This window comes from uncultured Mucilaginibacter sp. (assembly GCF_903913935.1).
Taxonomy (GTDB): Bacteria; Bacteroidota; Bacteroidia; order Sphingobacteriales; family Sphingobacteriaceae; genus Mucilaginibacter.
This window is the reverse complement of sequence record NZ_CAIWNH010000347.1, coordinates 1-19943: the sequence shown is the minus strand read 5'-3', so window position 1 is coordinate 19943 and position 19943 is coordinate 1. Positions and strand designations below refer to the sequence as shown.

The window sequence follows — 19943 nt, the reverse complement described above, 5'->3', positions numbered from 1 at the left end:
AGCCTAAAAGGTGTAATGTTAAGTAAATGATAGAATTCAATGATCACGAGAATATGAGCAGCCAGGTACAGATGGAATATAAGAATAGTTTAAACGATACCCTGACAGATTACCCCAGGGAAAAAAGCCTCCCTTATTTTCTGAATAAATGCGCAAAACAATATGCCCGTAAAACTGCCTTAAAATTTCATGATCGCAGTTTAACCTATAAAAATCTATACGAAAGTTCCAACAAACTTGCCCGTTTGTTAATTGATCATCAAATTAAAACGGGAGATGTAATAGGGCTTGCGCTTGACCGTTCGCCTGAAATGGTCATCTCGCTGCTTGCAATACTTAAATCTGGCGCTGCCTATGTACCGCTTGACCCTGAATATCCAAAAGACAGGATCGAATTTATGCTGGAGGATTCATCGGCAAAAGTATTATTGACGTCAAAAAAATACCATAACCACTTTGCCTCAAACACAAAAGAAATATTAATTGAGGATGCGCTGGATCAATTGAATAACTACAGCGCTGAAGAGCCTGAAGTATATTTTAGCAGCGAAAAACTGGCTTATATATTGTACACATCCGGATCGACCGGTAAACCAAAAGGAGTACAAATAAGGCACTATAACCTGGTTAATTTTTTGCTGAGCATGCAAAAAGAGCCAGGTATGACCTCCGATGACAAAATACTGGCTGTTACCACTATTTCATTTGATATAGCTGGCCTTGAATTATACCTGCCGCTGATTTGCGGAGCGGAGCTGATTTTATCAAATTCCGAAACTTCAAAAGATGGCAGGTTATTGCTGGACCTGGTTAAAGATGAAAAAGTAACCTTTATGCAGGCTACCCCCTATACCTGGCGCATGATGCTGGAAGCCGGTTGGGAGAAACACCTGCCCATAAAAATTTTATGCGGCGGCGAAGCATTGCCGAAAGATTTGGTGAATAAGCTTACAGCACGCAGCAGCGAGTTGTGGAACATGTACGGCCCGACGGAAACCACCGTCTGGAGTACAGTAAAACTGATAAAAAACGACGAGCATATAACAATTGGCAAGCCGATAGCCAACACACAGGTTTATATTGTAGATGAAAAACTAAATAACCTGCCCGATGGTGAAACAGGTGAGTTACTTATCGGAGGCGAGGGTGTTGCCAAAGGCTATCTCAACCGGCCCGACCTGACAGCTGAAAAATTTATAAATGACCCTTTCTCAGGGATCCCGGGGAACATGCTTTACCGGACAGGCGACCTCGGAAAGATTAACGCAGGCGGCGAAATACAATGTCTTGGCAGGATAGACCACCAGGTTAAGGTACGCGGCTACCGTATTGAACTGGAAGAAATTGAGCACGCTTTGGTAAAACAGGATAATGTTAAAGAAGCGGTTGTAATAGCGCGGGAAGACACGCCCGGCGACCCGCGTTTGGTGGGCTACATCGTGCTGGCCGCCGCCAACGAGGGCGCAACACTTGCTTTACTTACCCGGCCATGGCAGGAAGCATTAATGGCAGTGCTGCCTGAATATATGGTTCCGGATGATTTTGTTTTACTGGAAGCTATCCCAATTACCCCAAACGGAAAAACTGACCGGAAATCGTTGCCAAAACCTGATTATAACGCCATAAGCCGCTCTGGCGAATATGTTGCCCCGCGCACTGACGTTGAAAAACAACTTGCCGAGATATGGCAGGAACTGTTGGGGCTTGAAAAGATCAGCATTTTTGATAACTTCTTTGCTTTAGGCGGACGTTCGCTGGTTGCTGTACAGATTATGGCGCGGATTGAAAAGGTTACCGGGAAGCGCCTGCCGCTCGCTACACTTTTTGAACATTCGACCATCGAAAAATTAGCGTTGAGGCTAAATGTTGATGCAAAATCAATTACATGGGAATCATTGGTGCCTATTAAACCAAAAGGCTCAAAAATGCCATTGTATATTGTTCACGGGGCGGGCTTAAACGTATTATTATTCAATGCCCTCGCCATGAATATGGATGAAGAACAGCCGGTGTACGGGCTACAGGCCAAAGGGCTTAACGGCATTGATGAACCGCTTGATGTGATGGAAGAAATTGCTGCCAATTATATTGCTGAGATCGTAGCCCAAAACCCAACCGGGCCTTATGCCCTGGCGGGTTACTCACTCGGCGGCACCATCGCTTACGAAATGGCCCATCAGTTAATAAAAATGGGTAAAGAGGTGAAGTTACTTGCTGTTTTTGATACTTATGCCAAACAAACCGACATCTATGACCCGGCATTAAAAAGAACGATCAACCGGGTCTGGCTATTTATCATGAAATTCCTTTATAGTTTTGTTTTATTTGCGCAGGATCCGAAAAGAACCTTTGAATATAAAACAACGGTTATCAGGCGCCGCATCATCCGGGTTTTCTGGAAGCTATCCGGAAAAGAAGAAAAACGGGAAGGTTTTTTTGCTTACGATAATGAAATTGACGAAGCCAGTGCAAAAGCCAAACGCAATTACTTTCAAAAACCGCTGGATATAAAAGTCGACCTTTTCAGGGCCAGGAAAAAGACCTTTTACATGGCAGACTTTAAATACCTGGGATGGCGCGAGTTTGCGCTAAAAGGGGTGAATGTAAATGACATTCCGGGCGAACACAATACTATTTTCGCGCCGCCTAATGATAAAGAGTTTGCCGTGGTATTGCAGCACTGTCTTGACAGGGTATCCGGATCCAAATTATGAAAGTATCTATTATAACGGTAAACTTTAACCAGCCCAGGGTTACTGAAGAACTGTTAGCCACCATACCGGCTATTGAAGATTTTGAGATAATCGTAGTTGATAACGGCAGTGAAAAAGATGTCACGCAGCAATTACAGATAAACTATCCCACTGTAAAATTCTTCCGTTCCGAAAAAAACCTGGGCTTTGCCGGCGGGAACAACCTGGGCATACTACAAGCCAGCGGCGAATACCTTTTTTTTGTAAATAATGATACAGAATTTACTCCCGGTTTAATGGAAATACTTTCGGAAGTGCTGGACAAGCATCCCGAAGTCGGCATGGTATCGCCCAAAATAAAATACTTTTACAATAAGGGAATGATACAGTACGCGGGCTATACCCCGCTGAATTATTATACCGGCCGCAACAGTTGTATTGGCTTACGTGAAAACGATGAAGGGCAATATGACCATATTACCGCCCCCACTGCCTATTGCCACGGCGCAGCCATGATGGTAAGGAAAAAAGCCATTGAAAAAGCAGGGATGATGAATGAAAATTTCTTTCTATACTATGAGGAACTCGACTGGGGCGAACATATCAAACGGGCCGGATACCAGGCATGGGTTTGTACCGAAGCGCTGATATACCATAAAGAATCGGTTTCTGTTGGTAAAAACAGCCGACTGAAAGAATACTTTATGAACCGCAACCGGATCCTGTTTATGCGGCGCAATGCCCCTTTTTTTAAGAAGATTATTTTCTATCTTTATTTTATACTGCTGGTTGTACCGCGCAATGTGATCAGCTACATCAAGGCAAAAAACTACAATTATATACCTACCCTTATTAAAGCTGTGTGGTGGAATCTGACCCACAATAAAAACAGTAAAGATTTGGGATACCGTTAAAACCTGCATTAATGAAACTTACTTTTTGGTTAAGCCTGTTTGTTGTTTTCTATACTTTTATGGGGTATGGTATCCTGTTGTACCTTATTATCAAATTAAGGAGGTTGATAAAAGGAAAACGAGCAACGGTTACCCCGCTAAATAATTTGCTGCCACAATGCACCCTTGTAGTAGCCGCGTATAACGAGGAGCATTTTATAGCCGAAAAAATAAAAAACTGCCTTGAATTAAAGTATCCGCAGGGAAAGCTGAAATTTTTAATTATTACAGATGGCTCCACCGATAAAACGGTTGAAATTGTAAGGCGTTACCCCCAGATCCAACTATTACACCAGGATACCCGGGCCGGTAAAATTGCTGCCGTACACCGTGCCATGGAGTTTGTAGACACCGAAATTGTGGTTTTTACAGATGCCAATACCTTTTTAAACCCCGACGCGATCATCAATATATGCAGGCATTATACCGATGAAACAGTTGGCGCCGTAGCCGGTGAAAAACGGGTACATATTGACGAAAATGCCGATGCCAGCGCGGCGGGCGAAGGTTTTTACTGGAAATATGAATCGGCCCTGAAAAAATGGGACTCTGAATTGTATTCGGTAGTTGGGGCCGCAGGTGAATTATTTAGTGTAAGACGTTCGCTTTACCGGGATGTTGAACCAGATACGGTGTTGGATGATTTTATGATCTCGATGCTGATCGCTTTGCAGGGTTACCGGATAGTTTACGAACCACAGGCATACGCGCTGGAAACAGCATCTGAAAATGTAACTGAAGAATTGAAAAGAAAAATAAGGATCGCAGCAGGCGGCATCCAGTCTATTTTACGCTTAAAAAGCCTTTTTAACCCGTTTAGATACCCGGTTCTATCGTTTCAGTACATCAGTCACCGGGTTTTAAGGTGGACGGTTACACCATTCCTGCTTATCCTGGTATTTGTGTTAAATGTGCTTTTAGCATTGCGCCCTGAAGATATTTTCTTTAAGGTAATATTGGTTGGCGAGGTATTTTTTTACGTACTTGCCCTCACCGGTTTTATTATGGAAAAAAGACAGATCCGTATCAAAGTACTGTTTATCCCCTATTACTTTTGTGTGATGAACTATGCCGTCTTGATGGGAATCATCCGTTTTTTCACTAAAAAACAAAGCGCCATGTGGGAAAAAGCACAACGTAAGCAATAATGATTCTCTTACTAAATTGTTTATTTGTTCACCGAAAACGTCAATCCCAATTTCTCATCCGCAGAGCTGCTACCCAGTACCAATTTATAAGTTCCGGGGTATAATTTCCAGCTATGCGTTGCCAGATCCCATTTTTGAAGCTCCTCTACCGGTATTTTTATACTGACGGTTTGCGTGCCGCCTTTGGTTACCGAAACCCTTTTAAAGCTCTTTAACTCTTTAACAGGCATACGGTCAATTTGCGGATACTCAATATACGCTTGAACCACTTCGTCGCCATCCATTGCGCCGGTGTTTTTTACCTGGATCACTGCACTAATAGTATCCTTCAGTTTATACTTTTCTTTGACGCCATTTTTTGCCTCATAAGCAAACGTAGTATAGCTTAAGCCGAAGCCGAACGGGTATTGCACGGGGCCATTGTAATAGCGGTAAGTTCGGCCCTTCATGTTATAATCGCTGTAATCAGGTACATTACTTAAGGCCTTATAAAAAGTAAGCGGCAAATGGCCGGATGGAGAAACATCGCCAAAAACAAGATCCGCAAGCGCGTTGCCGCCTTGCTCACCCGGATACCAGGCCATGATCACGGCATCAGCGTAAGGGGCAATGGCATCAATATCCACATCGCTGCCAGCAGTAATTACCGCGATGATGGGTTTATGCTCGCAGCTTTTACGCAGTTCCTTCATAAACTTAATTTCGCTGGCGGGCAGGCTTAAACTCTTTTTATCGCCGCCTGATTCCGAAAGAAATGCATCGCCTGCTTCCCCTTCTAATACGGGGGATAAGCCAATGACGGCTATAGTGGCTTCGGCATTGCCGGCTGCCCAGGTGCCGCCGAAATGTACGGTATCTTTATAGTCGCAACCGAGGTCGTATTCCACCCTGGTGCCGGGGCCGAGGGTTTTAGTGATCCCCTCTACAAAATTCACTACTTTACTGCTGGTGCCATGGTAGTTGCCTACCATAGGGTCAATTGACCCGGCATTGGGGCCAATCACCATCATGCTGCCCAGCGTGTTTTTATTCAATGGTAAGGTATTGTTGTCATTTTTGAGGAGCACCATGCTTTGCTGTGCCGCTTTACGAGCCAATGCAACGTGAGCATCATTGTGAACACTATCGGCGCCGTAGGCATGATAAGGGTTCAATGCAGGGTCATCATAAAAACCAAGTTTAAATTCGGTGCGCAAAATGCGCGACAGGGCACCGTCGATCTCTTTTTCGGTCAATAAACCCTTTTTTACGGCGTTAATGGCATCTTCCTGCAGAACGGAGGAACAATCCAGGTCGATACCTGCTTTTATAGCCGCCGCAGCTGTTTCCACCGGGCCGGGCAAGGTTTTGTGTGTTTCATAAACATCATTCAGTGCGCCGCAATCGGTTACCACGTGGCCTTTAAAACCCCATTCTTTTCTTAAAATATCGGTCAGCAACATTTTATTGATAGAATTTGGCATACCGTTAACGCGGTTATAAGCGCTCATCACCGATTCAACGCCGTTGGTTACCAGCGTATGAAAGGCATATAAATAAGTTTCGCGCAGATCTTTTTCATCTACCACAGCATCAAATTTATCGCGTGTTGCTTCAGGCCCGCTATGTACAGCGAAGTGCTTGGCTGTTGCCGACGCTTTTAAATACCGCGGATCATCGCCCTGCATACCTTTTACAAATGCCGAACCCATGGTGGCGGTTAAAAACGGATCCTCGCCATAAGTCTCCTGTCCCCTGCCCCAGCGTGGGTCGCGGAAGATATTGATATTGGGTGTCCAGAAAGTGAGGCCCATGTATTGAATGCGTTTATCTTTGGCTACGGCCAGGTTATATTTTGCCCTTGCTTCAGTAGATATGACGGTTGATTCCTGTTTAAGCAGGTCGTCATTAAACGTAGCTGCCATGCCGATAGCCTGCGGAAAAATGGTAGCCTCACCGGCCCTTGCTACACCGTGGAGCGCTTCGTTCCACCAGTTGTAGGCAGGTATGCCAAGGCGCGGCACCGCTTTGCTTTGGTAACCCAGCAGGGAAACTTTTTCTTCTAAAGTTAATCGTGATACCAGGTCTTTAACACGGGAATCTATGGGTTGAGATGGGTCTTTATAGATCAGCTTGTCCTGCGCTTTCAAAAAAAACGGTAAAAAAGACAGGCAAACAAGTAGATAGACAATCGTAGTTAATTTAATTTTCATAGCTGGCGCTAATTTAATGGTTTTTGTAAAAGTTATGGGATAAAAAACGAATTCGTAGATACGTGATGCCTTACGTCCCCCACCATACAGGCCGAAGGTAAATTCGTCAGGCAACATTAATAATTTACGGTGCGATTTTAGTGTCCGCCGTTTTAGAGACGCGATGCATCGCGTCTCTACGAAATTCTACCTTAAAACATTTACATTAGCGAAACCAATACAACATGGATCTTAAAATTCGACAATGAAAACTATATCCAAACTATTATTCGTTTTCTTACTGGCAGTGAGTTCAACCTGCGCCATCGCCCAGCAGGCTCCCTATGACACCACCAACAGGCCCCAGCTGATCTCCAAACAATTCAGCTTTACGGAAGGTGCTTCAGTAGATAAAAAAGGGAACGTATTTTTTACAGACCAACCTAATAACAAGATCTGGGAATACAGTACAGATGGCAAACTGACCGTGTTTATGGATAGCACAGGCCGATCCAACGGGATGTATTTTGATAAAAAAGGAAACCTGGTTACCTGTGCAGATGAGCATGAACAGCTATGGTCTATCAGCCCGGATAAAAAGGTAAAAGTACTACTGACAGATTACCAGGGCCATTTGATGAACGGCCCAAATGATATCTGGATCGATAACAAAGGCGGCATTTATATGACCGACCCTTATTACCAGCGCCCCTGGTGGAACCGCAACAAACCCGACCTGGACGGCGAAAAAGTTTATTACCTGCCAAAAGGCAAAACCCAACCCATTATTGTGGATGCCGACCAGAAAAAACCTAACGGAATTATTGGCACTCCGGATGGCAAATACCTGTTTGTGGCCGATATTGCTGATAATAAAACCTATAAATACGTCATCAACAAAAACGGCACCCTTAGCGATCGCAAACTATTTGTTGAACAAGGCTCGGATGGGATGACGCTGGATGAAAAGGGCAATGTTTACCTTACCGGAAAAGGTGTTACCATTTATGATCCCGAAGGGAAAAAGATAGGCCATATTGAGATCCCTGAGCCGTGGACAGCCAATTTATGTTTCGGTGGAGCTAATAAGGATGTTTTGTTTATAACGGCTTCGAAGGCAATCTATATCGTGAAGATGAATGTTAAGGGGGTGGAGTGAGGGTTGGTGGATTAAGTTGACCCGATAGCTATCGGGTGAGTTAGATTAGATTGATTGAGATGCTTGTTTCTATTTTCTTTGGCTAAATTGCTGGCATAGAATAATCCCTATATTGTGCCCATCATCCACCGCCAAAAACTAATCGAAGCCCTCAATAACCCCGATAAAATATGGGACGTCATCATCGTTGGCGGGGGCGCAACCGGTTTAGGCACGGCCGTTGATGCGGCATCGCGCGGTTATCAAACTTTACTATTAGAACAGGCTGATTTTGCTAAAGGTACCTCCAGCAGGAGCACTAAACTGGTACATGGCGGGGTTAGGTATTTGGCGCAGGGCGATATTGGTTTGGTAAGAGAGGCTTTGTATGAGCGCGGTTTGCTTTTAAAAAATGCCGCCCATTTAGTTAAAAATGAATCTTTTATCATCCCAAATTACCAATGGTGGAAAGGCGCTTATTATTCCATTGGCTTAACTTTATATGACCTATTGGCCGGGAAACTGAGTTTTGGGCATTCGAAACATATCTCCAAAAAGGAAACCAACGACAGGTTGCCAGGTATCAAACAGCAGGGCCTTTATGGCGGTGTGGTTTACCACGACGGGCAGTTTGACGATGCGCGGCTGGCTGTTAACCTTGCCCAAACCTGTTTGGAGCAGGGCGCAACAGTTTTAAACTATTTTAAAGTTACCGGTTTACTAAAAGAGAATGGAAAAACTACCGGTGTTTCGGCAACGGACGTAGAAACCGGCATAGTTTATCAACTCAAAAGCAAAGCGGTGATTAACGCTACAGGTGTTTTTGTGGATGAACTGATGCAGCAGGACGAGCCGCATAAAAAACCGTTGGTACGACCGAGCCAGGGGATTCATATAGTGATTGACAAATCGTTTATGCCGGGCAATGATGCTTTGATGATCCCCGAAACGGATGACGGGCGGGTGCTTTTTGCGGTGCCATGGCATGGGAAACTTTTAATTGGCACTACGGATACACCTATTGATGAACACAGCCTTGAACCGCGCGCTTTAGAAGAGGAAATTGGCTTTGTAATGCGGAATATCGGCAGGTATTTAACCAAAGCGCCCGAACGGAAAGATGTGCTGAGCATATTTGCCGGGTTGCGCCCTTTGGCTGCACCGCAGGAAGGTAAAAAGGGTACCAAAGAGATCTCGCGCAGGCATAAACTCATTGTTTCTACCTCCGGGTTGATCACCATTACCGGTGGTAAATGGACCACCTATCGCCGTATGGCACAAGATACGGTTGATAAAGCGATTGAAACAGCCGGACTTGATCCGAGAAAATGTATTACAACTACTTTACCTATCCATGGAAACATGAAAGTAGTGGACCGTACCGATCACTTGTATGTTTATGGCAGCGACCTGGATGCTTTGTTGGATTTGATAAGGGAAAACCCTGATTTGGCCGAAAAACTTCACCCTGATTTAGATTATATAAAAGCCGAAGTAGTTTGGGCCGTACGCTATGAAATGGCCCGGACGGTTGAGGATGTGCTTGCAAGACGGGTAAGGGTGCTGTTTCTGGACGCTAAAGCGGCTATCAAAATGGCGCCGGTTGTGGCCGGATTAATGGCTATCGAACTAAAAAAAGATAAAAATTGGGAGGCAAGCCAGGCTGGCGAATTTATTAAGCTGGCTAAAGGCTACCTGTTATAAACACTCTTATCCGGCATTCATAAACTCATTAATTGCTTCAATGTAATGGCACCCCTGGCGGTTATGCGAACGCATTTTAGCCGCGATGCTGTTGATTACCCGCTGAATCTTTACTTCAATTTTAACCAGCGGGCAAACGCCTGAAGTTTTTATGGCGAACTGTTGATCTGCCGAAATTTGGTTCAGTTTATTTTTAATGGCTTTTAACGCAGGCGCGTTTTTGCGCATCTGGTGCCAATCCATAAACTCTGCCATTTGCTCCGCTATGATCGCCATTGCTTTTGGAGCCTCCGCTTCTCTTTTTTGCAGGGTTTCATCCTTTAATTTCGCCAGTTCATCTACATTGACCAGGGTGATACCTGGCATCCCTTTTACTGAGCTTTCCACATTGTTAGGGACAGAAAGATCAATGATCAGCTTCTCGCCTTTATCTTTAAAATATGCGCTTATAACTGTGGGCTCAACTGCGTTTGTGGCAGTTAGTATAATATCAGCACCTGCAATACATGCTTCCAGGTTATCAATGGCATCATATTTTAAATTTAGCTCCGCTGCAAGATGAACGGCTTTTTCTTCTGACCGGTTAACCAGCGTAATATTGGTTGTCCCCAGGTAGTCAACCAGGTTTTTGCAGGTGTTCCTGCCTATTTTTCCGGTGCCAATCAACAGTATTTTTTTATCCCTGACATCTTCAAAATGCGATTTGATGTACTGCACTGCCGCAAAGGAAACGGATACCGTGCCCCCACTTAACGCCGTATCATTTTTGATAGTTTTTGAAGTTTGTAAAACACAGTTCACCAAACGGTCTAAAAAACAATTGATAAACCCACGCTCCCTGGCAAATTTAACCGATTGTTTTATCTGGCCGATGATCTCGTAGTCGCCCAATATCTGCGAATCAAGCCCCGCTCCTACGTTAAATAAATGTTCTACAGCCTTTTCGCCGTTTTTAATATAGGCTAAATTTTTAAAGTCTTCTGCGGTACCCAAAGTTTGGGTGCATAACAAATTGATCAGTTGTTCCGGCTGATCAGCAAAGCCATAGATCTCGGTGCGGTTACAGGTGGAAACAATGAAAAAGGAATCCAACCCAAAGGAAGGAGCAATATGAAAAATATCTTCATACTGTTCGTTATTAACGGCAAATTGCCCCCTTGTGCCTGCATCTGTTTTTTTATAGTTGATGCCGGCAATAAAGAAATTTGAAATATTAAGGGGGCGATTTATTTCCATTTTTTTCTTTAAACTAATAACGCTATAAATGTTAATACGGATGTCCGGAATATAATTATTATTGTCAATTAACTGTCATTTAGCTGGTTTATTGTATGTTAAGGCACTTATTTGGTGCATTAGCGGAATATTATTAAAAAAAACAGGCCCGGAAAATATTTCCGGGCCTGTTTAAACAATAAACCAATCAATTATTAACTCATCTCAAATTACATTTGAACAACAGTAGACCTTAAAGATTCTACGATCTTCCCAAGCGAATTAATGATACTTGCCGGAACTTTATTTTTGTTGGCTCCTGTTACCAGGTCGGCCACAAAAGCATCAAAATCGGCATTGGTAGCTTTGCCATTCATACGGTCGTTTGTAGCCGGATTATGTGCGTCGTGCATGTTCAAACCGATATAGATATAATCTTTCGCTCCGGTTGCACCTGCCACAAAAGTGGTGAGGTTTTCACTCAGGTCGGTAAAACCTGATAGATCGCCTTTGGTAACTTCAGAAAGCAACACGGTAAAGTGTCCGTTAATTTTACTGTCGCCAGCGATTACAAAAATGGTGCTGTCAATCACGCCGCGGATTGCCAGACGGCCTTTCTCTATCATGGCGCCAGAATGTGTTGGATCAGCAACTAACGCTGTTCCGCCTAATGTATCATAAAGGGCAGTGCCGATAGTTGTTTTTGCAGGCATCGGGCTTGAACTTTTGCTGCATGATTCTATTAGCAAAACAGAAAAAAATGCAGCAAGGGCGATGGGTAGGAATGTTAACTTTTTCATAGGGTTTTTAAATTACTTTTGTGATTACTTTATAAATTTTATATGTGTAAGAAGATGCTGCCACCGGACAGCTGTGTTTGAGATTTTCGGCAGTTGGCATAAAGCGGTCTGCTTTGTAAGGGAAATGAGCCTTAAAATTGTTTACTACCTGGTCGCCGGTAGTTTTAACCGGGAAGAAGGTAAATACAACAATACTTGTTTGCGGATTTACCAATACGTGATCAACCCCTTTTTGGTGAACCATAAAGGAAGAAATCTTGTTGGCATCGTCTTGTGTGATACGCTGTTTAACATCGATCCGGGCCATCACCCTTGTAAAAGCATCAGGAGCGGGGCGATAAACAAAATAAATGTGCACAGCTAACACCACAAACAGGAACAAAAATATCCCGAAGGTGTAGAGCAGAATTTTGGTGATTTTTTTTTTCATGGCAGTGTAGATTAATTGTTTATTAAGTTTGATTTATTCGAGATGCCTTTTCTGACATTTCTCTTACAATTACGGAGAACCTGCTATGGGCGGTTTTATCAAATCTTGAAAAAAGATAGTCCTGTAAGTTGTAAGGATTTATTCCAACATCTTTCCATTTTGATCATCCTGAAACAGCGCTGATTATTGTTAATTCAAAACGGTTGCTTATATCCAATAATTCCCTATTTTTAACCAACCAACCTGCGACCAATTTAAATTATGGAAGAAAAATACATTTTGGCTTTAGACCAGGGCACTACCAGTTCGCGGGCTATTATTTTTGATCATCAGGGGCAGATCATGTCTGTCGCCCAAAAAGAATTCACTCAAATTTTTCCACAACCGGGATGGGTGGAGCATGACCCGAACGAGATCTGGTCGTCGCAGGCAGGCGTAGCCGCCGAAGTAACGGCCAAATTCGGCATCAACGGTACCAATATTAGCGCCATCGGTATCACCAACCAGCGTGAAACCACCATCGTTTGGAACCGGGAAACCGGGCTGCCTGTTTACAATGCTATCGTTTGGCAGGACAGGCGGACCGCCGCTTTTTGCGACAACTTGAAAAATGAAGGTTTAACGGAACCTATCCGCACAAAAACTGGCCTCATTATCGATGCTTATTTTTCGGCCTCTAAAATAAACTGGATCCTGAACCATGTTGAAGGTGCCAAAGAATTGGCTGCTGCCGGCAAACTTGCCTTCGGAACAGTTGACAGCTGGCTGGTTTGGAAATTTACTCGCGGCAAAGTGCATGTTACTGATGTAACCAATGCCAGCCGCACCATGCTTTATAATATCAAAACACTGGAATGGGACGAAGATTTATTGCAGATCTTTGGCGTTCCACGTAATATGCTGCCCGAAGTAAAACAGTCAAGCGAGGTTTATGGCGAAACTGCTACGACCATTTTTGCTTCAAAGATTCCCATTGCAGGCATTGCGGGCGACCAGCAGGCAGCCCTATTCGGGCAAATGTGTATTGATAAGGCCATGGTAAAAAACACATACGGCACAGGTTGTTTTATGCTGATGAATATCGGAGACAAGTTTATCGCATCAAAGAACAACCTGCTGACGACTATTGCCTGGAAGATCAATGGAAAAACTGAATATGCATTTGAAGGCAGTATTTTTATAGGCGGCGCCGTGGTGCAATGGCTGCGCGATGGCCTGGGTATTATCAGATCTTCGGCAGAGGTGGAAGACCTGGCCATGCAAGTAGAAGATACCGGGGGCGTTTACTTTGTTCCGGCATTTGCGGGACTTGGGGCTCCTTACTGGGACTCAGAAGCAAGGGGGACTATTGTTGGCCTAACACGGGGTTCAACATCGGCTCATATTTCCAGGGCGGCTATTGAAAGTATTGCTTTTCAAACGGTGGATGTTTTAAAAGCAATGGAAGCCGATGCCGGTTTAAAAATTAAAGAGTTACGGGTTGATGGCGGCGCAACAGCCAATAACCTGCTGATGCAATTCCAGGCTGACTTGTTAAATTGCAAAGTGATCCGCCCAAAAATTGTGGAAACAACGGCGCTCGGGGCAGCATATTTGGCCGGGCTGGCAGTTGGCTATTGGAAAACCGTAGAGGAGATCCAGCAGCAATGGCAATCCGAAAGGGATTTTATTCCTGATGCTGATCCGGCCGATGTGGAGAAAGCCATGGCGGGATGGAAAAGGGCGGTGAGCGCAGCGAGGAGTTTTTAAGATAAGTCCGAAGTCTTGAGTCGAAAGTCTTAAGTCTGACTGCCGGCAGTTTTTTGACTTTGGACTTGCGACTCAAGACTTTAGACTAACAATAATAAACCAACATAAACCCAAATCAAATGACCCCATTTATGGCCGAAATGATCGGCACCATGCTATTGATACTTTTAGGCGACGGCGTAGTTGCCAATGTTTTATTGAATGACACCAAGGGTAATAATGGCGGCCTCATCGCCATCACTACAGCCTGGGGGCTGGCGGTTTATGTGGGTGTAGTAGTTGCGGGGCCATACAGCGGCGCACATTTAAACCCTGCGGTAACCATAGGGTTGGCCATTGCGGGTAAGTTTGCCTGGGCGCTGGTTCCGGGTTATATTGCTGCGCAGATGCTGGGGGCATTTATGGGTGCATTTTTGGTTTGGTTGATGTATTATGATCATTTTCAGCGTACCAATGCGCCTGGTTCTATATTGGCGGTTTTTTGTACCGGGCCTGCTATTCGCAATTATGTGTCCAATATAGTTAGCGAAGTCATCGGCGCCTTTGTGCTGGTATTTACAGTTTTTTATATTTCGGGTGCACAGATCACGCCAAGTAAAACCCCTATCGGGCTGGGCTCCGTTGGCGCGTTGCCTGTGGCCCTATTGGTTTGGGTGATCGGCCTTTCGCTTGGCGGCACAACGGGCTATGCCATCAACCCGGCCCGCGACCTTGGCCCGCGCATCGTTCATTTTCTTGTCCCGATAAAAAATAAGGGAACAAGCGATTGGGCATATGCATGGATTCCCGTTATAGGGCCGATAGTTGGCGCCGCACTGGCTGCGGTTTTATATCTGAATTTGCATATTTAAAGTATGACAGAAAATGATAGTGAAATATCCAGAATTGAACTTTAAAAGCCATCCTCCCGTCAAATCAAAATAACCATATAAAGAATAATGTGGGTGATTTTAACGCAAAGATTCGGAGAAGGCACGGAGAACGCTAAGTTTTTACTTTCAAAGTGATCTGCTTTAGCTATTTAAATAAAAACTAAAAAACTCTCTGTGTCCTCTGCGACTTCTCTGTTTCTCTGTGTTAAAAAATCTTCATAATTAGTTCTTTGATCCATACAAATCATCATAGAATCAATTAATTTCCGGCCAGCAGTACCCGGTTTGAAATATTTATTTTTAATTTTCGGGCTTGTATAGTAAAGAAGAAGCATCGCAACTCCGCCAGGCATTCTGGACAGCTTTCGGGCAATATATTTCGCCGCAATTATCGGCCGAAGGGCTAAGGGTAAACTGGATAAATTATAAAACGGGGCTCAAACACGTTTTCTTTAAAATGGAAGCGGATAAAAAAACCGCGACCATCAGTATTGAAATGGCCCATCCCGACAGCGGCATACAGGAGCTATTTTTTGAGCAGTTTTTGGAGTTTAAAAATATCCTTCATACTACTACTGCCGAAGAATGGCTGTGGGAGGTGCACCATACCGACGACAGCGGCAAAGTAACCAGTCGCATCTACCGACAACTCAACGGTGTAAGTATTTTTAATAAAAACGACTGGCCCGCGCTGATCTCCTTTTTTAAACCGCGCATCATTGCACTGGATGAGTTTTGGAATGACGTGAAGGACGGGTTTGATGCACTCAAATAATGTCTGAACTCGAATTTATCGAATTCATGGAATTTAAGAATTTTAAGAAATAGCATTATTCTATTCCCTATGGCGATTCAATCGCTTTTAAAAAGGAGGCTCCTACAGAGCCTCAAAAACGGATCAAATTTTTCTATAAACAGGCCGCTCCTCCGGAGCTAATGCTAACCTGTATATCAGACTCCAGAGGAGTCCCGTGTTTATAGAAAAGTAAATTGAAAATTAAGGCTCCAATGGAGCCTCCTCCCGGTTGTTTTATTTAAAAAGCGATTGCCTAATGGCCAATTCTGTTAATTCCTTAATTCGAAAAATTCGTGTTCAGACGAAATTAACCCAGCGCAAATTTAACCGCCGCATTTGCATGTAGTACAGTGGTATCAAATAGCGGCACCGAACAATCTTCCGGCTTTATCAGGTGCGGAAATTCGGTACAGCCTAAAATAACGCCTTCCCCACCCTGTTCAATCAAACCATTGATGATCCGGAGAAATTGAACTTTGGTTGCGGCGGTAAAAATATCTTTCCCGAACTCCTCAAAAATGGCGTTATGGATCAATTGCCTGTCTTCAGCGCCGGGGATCAGTACTTCAATTTGCTTTTCGAGAAGTTTGTCTTTAAAGAAATCCTGTTCCATGGTGATCCTGGTGCCCAGCAGGATCACTTTTTTGATGCCGCGGGAAGCGATCTCTTCGGCGGCCGCTTCGGCAATATGGATCAGCGGGATGTTTAATTTTCGCCTCACCACATCCGCAATTAAATGCGGGGTATTGGCACAAAAAATAATCCCATCGGCGCCGTCATGCTCCAGCTTTTGAGCTATTGCCGTAAACTTTTTGGTAAGCACATCCCATTCTGCAGGATCAACCGGCGGCCTGAATTCTTCAAAATTGACGGAATAAAGCAGGATCTTAGCAGAATTCAAACCACCAAGCAATTCATTAGTTTTTTGGTTGATAAGCCGGTAATAATCAATAGTGGAAACCCAGGTAGTGCCGCCGATAAGGCCGAGTGTTTTCATAATGCATTGTGTTTAGGGTGCAAATTAAGGATTACAGCGTTTAGTTAATGTTATTTTAGAATAGATTTCATCACTTTATATCCTAAAATCATTACTCTGCAGTACCATAACCGCCCGAGATCCCAAAATCTTTTAATCCTACAAATCCCAATCTTTTTTTACTAACTTTGTTAGCATGAGACGTTCCGGGAGTGCCGATCTGCCTTTGCATTATGGCCATGTACCTGTTTGGCTCGCCGAACGCATGGCAAAGCTGGGCCTGGCCGTGGTGGAAAACATTGTGCTGGACTACGGCAGGGACGAAGTTTTAGCCCGCCTGAGCGACCCTTTCTGGTTCCAGAGCCTGGGCGCGGTGATGGGGATGGACTGGCATTCTTCGGGTATCACCACCTCAGTAATGGGTGCTTTAAAACGTTCAATCAACCCGCATAGCAAAGAGCTGGGCATTTATATCTGCGGCGGCAAGGGCAAGTATTCTAAACAAACGCCTGATGAGTTGATAAGGATTGGCCATGCTACCGGGCTGGATGGCGACTACCTGGTAAAATGCAGTAAACTTAGCGCCAAGGTGGATAATACGGCGGTACAGGATGGCTTTCAATTATACACGCACAACTTTATATTAAGCAGCAGCGGCAAATGGGCAGTAGTGCAGCAAGGCATGAGCAATGAAACCAGTACGGCCCGGCGCTATCACTGGCATTCGGAAGCGATGAGTACTTTTGTGGATGACCCGCATACCTCTGTCTACGGGCAAAATGCCGGTAATATTATTAACATGGCTGATAGCAGGGCGCAAAGCAGCCGGAATGCGATCATGCAGATAGCCGGTGAACAACCCGACCGCATGTTAAAGGAGATCAGCAAACTGATAATGCCGGCACATCATGATGTACAGGCGAAAGATGTTGACCTGAAAAGGCTGGGAGCAGTTTTATGGCTGGCACATGAAAAACAGCCGAAGGATTTTGAGGGACTTTTACAGCTACAGGGCCTGGGTCCGCGCACATTGCAGTCGCTGGCTTTAGTGAGCGAGGTGATCCATGGCACACCGTCCCGGTTTAAGGACCCTGCACGATTTTCATTTGCGCATGGCGGAAAAGACGGTCACCCCTTCCCTGTGCCCTTGAAAGTTTATGATGAAACCATTGGCATATTACAAACGGCCATTCACAAAGCAAAGATCGGCGAATCAGAAAAGAATGAAGCCATCAAGCGCTTATCAAAAATAGCAGCGCAGGCCGAAAAAGATTTTACACCGAATGCTAATTTTGATAAAGTGATTGAACGGGAAAGAAAGGACTCGTGGAAATACGGCGGCCGCACCGTTTTGGGGAAAGCCAAACCGCCAGCGCAGCTGACGTTATTTTAGGTAAAACATTTTTGAGCAATCAGGTGTTGTAAACCTAAAATCTGCAACAACAGAATTTTTCTTAAACAGTATTACCGGCTAAATAAATCAACACACAATTTTTTAAAAAACGTATTAAATTATTTAATCCAACTCGTTAATAAATTTACAAGCTTTCTAAAATTGCCCGGTTGTTTGCAATTATTGCGCTAAAAGATTTACGTATTACCAGGTTTTTAATTATTTCCAGATATTTAGTATATAATTGTAATTAGAGTCACATTTATTTGGGCAAAAAGCAAAAAAATTTGGAATTACAATAAATATTTCTAATTTTTGATGAAGAATTTAATAACGATTCAAAGATATTTGATAAATAACCATTAAAATCTACGATTATGAATGTAAAATTGTTTGCCGAAATCATAAAAACCATTAAAGATATATTTACTCCGCGCGACAAAAAATTAATACCTGTTAAAGTTTACGCTAACAATCGCCGCAATATCAGGTAATTCTTAATTAAATCTCCCTTGCAGGTTGTTCCAAATTTCATTTGAAATAGTTTCGGCATCCCTATTTCCATTTGTTTTAAAAATTTCTTCCTCGGATTGCAATAACTCCATTACTTCAAAATATTTATCGCGTACATTTTTAAGGTTTTCGAGTGTTTCGTAAAGTTCAATTGAAGTTCTCCCCTTTTTTAATCGATCCATGCTTTGTTCAGGCGTAATGTCAATAAAAATATTAACATCTGGCCTTAGTAAATTGGCGCTAAGTGAATTTGCCTGGATCACCCAGTTCAAATCCATGTGGCTGCTTTGATAAGCATATGACGAAAAATAATACCGGTCGGTAATTACAGTATAGCCTTCCTCCAGCATTTTGATAATGCCGTTTGTTTTGTTTAAAAGATGGTCGAGCCTGTCGGCAACGAAAAGACCGGCGATCACCCGATGGTCCGCCTCCATTTTATGTGTAAAAATATCCCGAATGATTTTGCCGATAGGGCTTTCAGTAGGTTCGCAGGTGGTGTAAACTTTTAATCCGGCTTGTTCAAGTTTGTCTTTCAGTAATTTTACCTGGGTGCTTTTACCGCTTCCGTCGATGCCTTCAAAGGCAATAAAAAGGTTTTTCTTCATTAAGATATTGATCCGGATTTATATTCATCCAAATATACAGCCTTAATCGGAAACTTTGCAGGGAGCCTCACCTAAATCCTCTCCAAAGGAGAGGACTTTAAGAATATTAATTTAAAAACCCTCTCCATTGGAGAAGTCAGGGTGAGGCAACTGCGCTATTTAAATGTTGCCAAAATTGCCTTTGCTGAATCAAGGTGCATTTTAATCGTTGGCAACGTCGCAATCGCAAACTTATCAACGTCCGCATCCGTGCTTTTACCGGCATTTGTAAATAAATCATATGCCGCCTGGTGGCCGGCGACCATCATTGTTAAATAAGCCTTATCAAAAGCTGCGCCGTTTTGTTTGGATAGTGTAGCGATCAGTTGCTGATGGGTGGGGCTAATCGTATCAAGACTATCGATCAATTTGCTTGTTTCCATCTTTTTTAAAGCACTGTCGGCGTTTGTGTGATCGTTCATCATCATCTTGGCAAAGCCAATCACCTGCTGGTTATTTGAATTGGTGATAGCGAGGCCTGAGGCCTTAATTTCGGTCAGGCCTCCTTCGATAGCGGCTTTTATAAATTTCTGTCCGGCAGAGTCAACCTTTGGCTCATTGTTGTAGTGTTTGCCATGATTATTCTGACAAGCCTGGGCAAACATGAATAAGATCATCCCAATTGCCAGAAAAGTTATATTTTTCATTTTGAAAGGGTTATAATTAATAAAGGTATAACATTTGCAAATGAATATAGTTTAATGCAGACTGTCAATTATTAAAATATATTTCATGGAATATGGAT

The 19943-nt window shown here is 43.6% G+C and carries 16 protein-coding genes; 9 read left to right on the top strand and 7 right to left on the bottom strand.

Annotated elements, in window-relative coordinates:
• Positions 1-26 precede the first annotated feature (26 nt).
• Genes QZY09_RS13660 through QZY09_RS13650 form a run of 3 tightly spaced genes read left to right on the top strand, consistent with a single transcriptional unit; the run spans position 27 to position 4794 of the window.
• Entirely contained in the window at positions 27-2714 is a 2688-nt protein-coding gene (locus QZY09_RS13660; RefSeq protein ID WP_295673233.1) for an amino acid adenylation domain-containing protein, read from the top strand.
• Complete coding sequence (locus QZY09_RS13655; protein ID WP_295673231.1) at positions 2711-3607, top strand: glycosyltransferase family 2 protein; 897 nt, start codon at positions 2711-2713, stop codon at positions 3605-3607. Before QZY09_RS13660 ends, QZY09_RS13655 begins: the two co-directional genes overlap by 4 nt.
• 11 nt (positions 3608-3618) lie before the next feature.
• Positions 3619-4794, top strand: a complete 1176-nt coding sequence (locus tag QZY09_RS13650; RefSeq protein ID WP_295673230.1) for a glycosyltransferase family 2 protein — start codon at positions 3619-3621, stop codon at positions 4792-4794.
• A gap of 20 nt (positions 4795-4814) precedes the next feature.
• Here QZY09_RS13650 and QZY09_RS13645 read toward each other — a convergent pair whose 3' ends face one another.
• The gene (locus QZY09_RS13645; RefSeq protein WP_295673229.1) at positions 4815-6986 is read right to left on the bottom strand and encodes a glycoside hydrolase family 3 N-terminal domain-containing protein; all 2172 of its coding nucleotides are present in this window, start codon (positions 6984-6986) and stop codon (positions 4815-4817) included.
• A gap of 244 nt (positions 6987-7230) precedes the next feature.
• On the opposite strand from QZY09_RS13645, the gene QZY09_RS13640 reads away from it, so the two are divergent.
• Positions 7231-8124, top strand: a complete 894-nt coding sequence (locus QZY09_RS13640; RefSeq protein WP_295673227.1) for an SMP-30/gluconolactonase/LRE family protein — start codon at positions 7231-7233, stop codon at positions 8122-8124.
• A 114-nt stretch (positions 8125-8238) separates the two neighbouring features.
• Complete coding sequence (locus QZY09_RS13635; protein WP_295673226.1) at positions 8239-9807, top strand: glycerol-3-phosphate dehydrogenase/oxidase; 1569 nt, start codon at positions 8239-8241, stop codon at positions 9805-9807.
• A gap of 6 nt (positions 9808-9813) precedes the next feature.
• Here QZY09_RS13635 and hemA read toward each other — a convergent pair whose 3' ends face one another.
• The 3 genes from hemA to QZY09_RS13620 form a co-directional block, all read right to left on the bottom strand.
• The gene (gene hemA, locus QZY09_RS13630) at positions 9814-11043 is read right to left on the bottom strand and encodes a glutamyl-tRNA reductase (RefSeq protein WP_295673224.1); all 1230 of its coding nucleotides are present in this window, start codon (positions 11041-11043) and stop codon (positions 9814-9816) included.
• Between the two features lie 209 nt (positions 11044-11252).
• Positions 11253-11822, bottom strand: a complete 570-nt coding sequence (locus QZY09_RS13625; RefSeq protein ID WP_295673223.1) for a hypothetical protein — start codon at positions 11820-11822, stop codon at positions 11253-11255.
• Between the two features lie 7 nt (positions 11823-11829).
• A complete protein-coding gene (locus tag QZY09_RS13620) occupies positions 11830-12252 on the bottom strand; it encodes a hypothetical protein (RefSeq protein ID WP_295673222.1) in 423 nt (140 codons plus the stop codon).
• 261 nt (positions 12253-12513) lie between these two features.
• On the opposite strand from QZY09_RS13620, the gene glpK reads away from it, so the two are divergent.
• The 3 genes from glpK to QZY09_RS13605 all read left to right on the top strand — a co-directional run bounded on the left by glpK (position 12514) and on the right by QZY09_RS13605 (position 15648).
• On the top strand, positions 12514-14001 hold the full coding sequence (gene glpK / locus QZY09_RS13615) for a glycerol kinase GlpK (RefSeq protein WP_295673221.1): 1488 nt from the start codon (positions 12514-12516) through the stop codon (positions 13999-14001).
• A gap of 119 nt (positions 14002-14120) precedes the next feature.
• Positions 14121-14852 (top strand): MIP/aquaporin family protein, encoded by a 732-nt coding sequence (locus QZY09_RS13610; protein WP_295673220.1) that lies wholly within the window; start codon positions 14121-14123, stop codon positions 14850-14852.
• 334 nt (positions 14853-15186) lie between these two features.
• Positions 15187-15648, top strand: coding sequence for a DUF4268 domain-containing protein (locus QZY09_RS13605; protein ID WP_295673219.1), 462 nt, complete (start codon positions 15187-15189; stop codon positions 15646-15648).
• 328 nt (positions 15649-15976) lie between these two features.
• On the opposite strand, the gene QZY09_RS13600 is transcribed toward QZY09_RS13605, so the two are convergent.
• Positions 15977-16666 (bottom strand): amino acid racemase, encoded by a 690-nt coding sequence (locus QZY09_RS13600; RefSeq protein WP_295673217.1) that lies wholly within the window; start codon positions 16664-16666, stop codon positions 15977-15979.
• A gap of 175 nt (positions 16667-16841) precedes the next feature.
• Here QZY09_RS13600 and QZY09_RS13595 point away from each other — a divergent pair, with 175 nt between their 5' ends.
• Positions 16842-18038 (top strand): DUF763 domain-containing protein, encoded by a 1197-nt coding sequence (locus tag QZY09_RS13595; protein ID WP_295673215.1) that lies wholly within the window; start codon positions 16842-16844, stop codon positions 18036-18038.
• A gap of 497 nt (positions 18039-18535) precedes the next feature.
• Here the strand turns inward: QZY09_RS13595 and tmk are convergent, their stop codons facing one another.
• Positions 18536-19159, bottom strand: a complete 624-nt coding sequence (gene tmk / locus QZY09_RS13590; protein ID WP_295673212.1) for a dTMP kinase — start codon at positions 19157-19159, stop codon at positions 18536-18538.
• A 155-nt stretch (positions 19160-19314) separates the two neighbouring features.
• Positions 19315-19845, bottom strand: coding sequence for a DUF4142 domain-containing protein (locus QZY09_RS13585; protein WP_295673210.1), 531 nt, complete (start codon positions 19843-19845; stop codon positions 19315-19317).
• Positions 19846-19943 lie beyond the last annotated feature (98 nt).

Excerpts from the sequence above, each read along its gene's own strand:
- QZY09_RS13660 (WP_295673233.1), top strand. The coding sequence starts at position 27 with ATGATAGAATTCAATGATCACGAGAATATGAGCAGCCAGGTACAGATG.
- QZY09_RS13655 (WP_295673231.1), top strand. The coding sequence starts at position 2,711 with ATGAAAGTATCTATTATAACGGTAAACTTTAACCAGCCCAGGGTTACT.
- QZY09_RS13650 (WP_295673230.1), top strand. The coding sequence starts at position 3,619 with ATGAAACTTACTTTTTGGTTAAGCCTGTTTGTTGTTTTCTATACTTTT.
- QZY09_RS13645 (WP_295673229.1), bottom strand. The coding sequence starts at position 6,986 with ATGAAAATTAAATTAACTACGATTGTCTATCTACTTGTTTGCCTGTCT.
- QZY09_RS13640 (WP_295673227.1), top strand. The coding sequence starts at position 7,231 with ATGAAAACTATATCCAAACTATTATTCGTTTTCTTACTGGCAGTGAGT.
- hemA (WP_295673224.1), bottom strand. The coding sequence starts at position 11,043 with ATGGAAATAAATCGCCCCCTTAATATTTCAAATTTCTTTATTGCCGGC.
- QZY09_RS13625 (WP_295673223.1), bottom strand. The coding sequence starts at position 11,822 with ATGAAAAAGTTAACATTCCTACCCATCGCCCTTGCTGCATTTTTTTCT.
- QZY09_RS13620 (WP_295673222.1), bottom strand. The coding sequence starts at position 12,252 with ATGAAAAAAAAAATCACCAAAATTCTGCTCTACACCTTCGGGATATTT.
- glpK (WP_295673221.1), top strand. The coding sequence starts at position 12,514 with ATGGAAGAAAAATACATTTTGGCTTTAGACCAGGGCACTACCAGTTCG.
- QZY09_RS13610 (WP_295673220.1), top strand. The coding sequence starts at position 14,121 with ATGACCCCATTTATGGCCGAAATGATCGGCACCATGCTATTGATACTT.
- QZY09_RS13600 (WP_295673217.1), bottom strand. The coding sequence starts at position 16,666 with ATGAAAACACTCGGCCTTATCGGCGGCACTACCTGGGTTTCCACTATT.
- QZY09_RS13595 (WP_295673215.1), top strand. The coding sequence starts at position 16,842 with ATGAGACGTTCCGGGAGTGCCGATCTGCCTTTGCATTATGGCCATGTA.
- tmk (WP_295673212.1), bottom strand. The coding sequence starts at position 19,159 with ATGAAGAAAAACCTTTTTATTGCCTTTGAAGGCATCGACGGAAGCGGT.
- QZY09_RS13585 (WP_295673210.1), bottom strand. The coding sequence starts at position 19,845 with ATGAAAAATATAACTTTTCTGGCAATTGGGATGATCTTATTCATGTTT.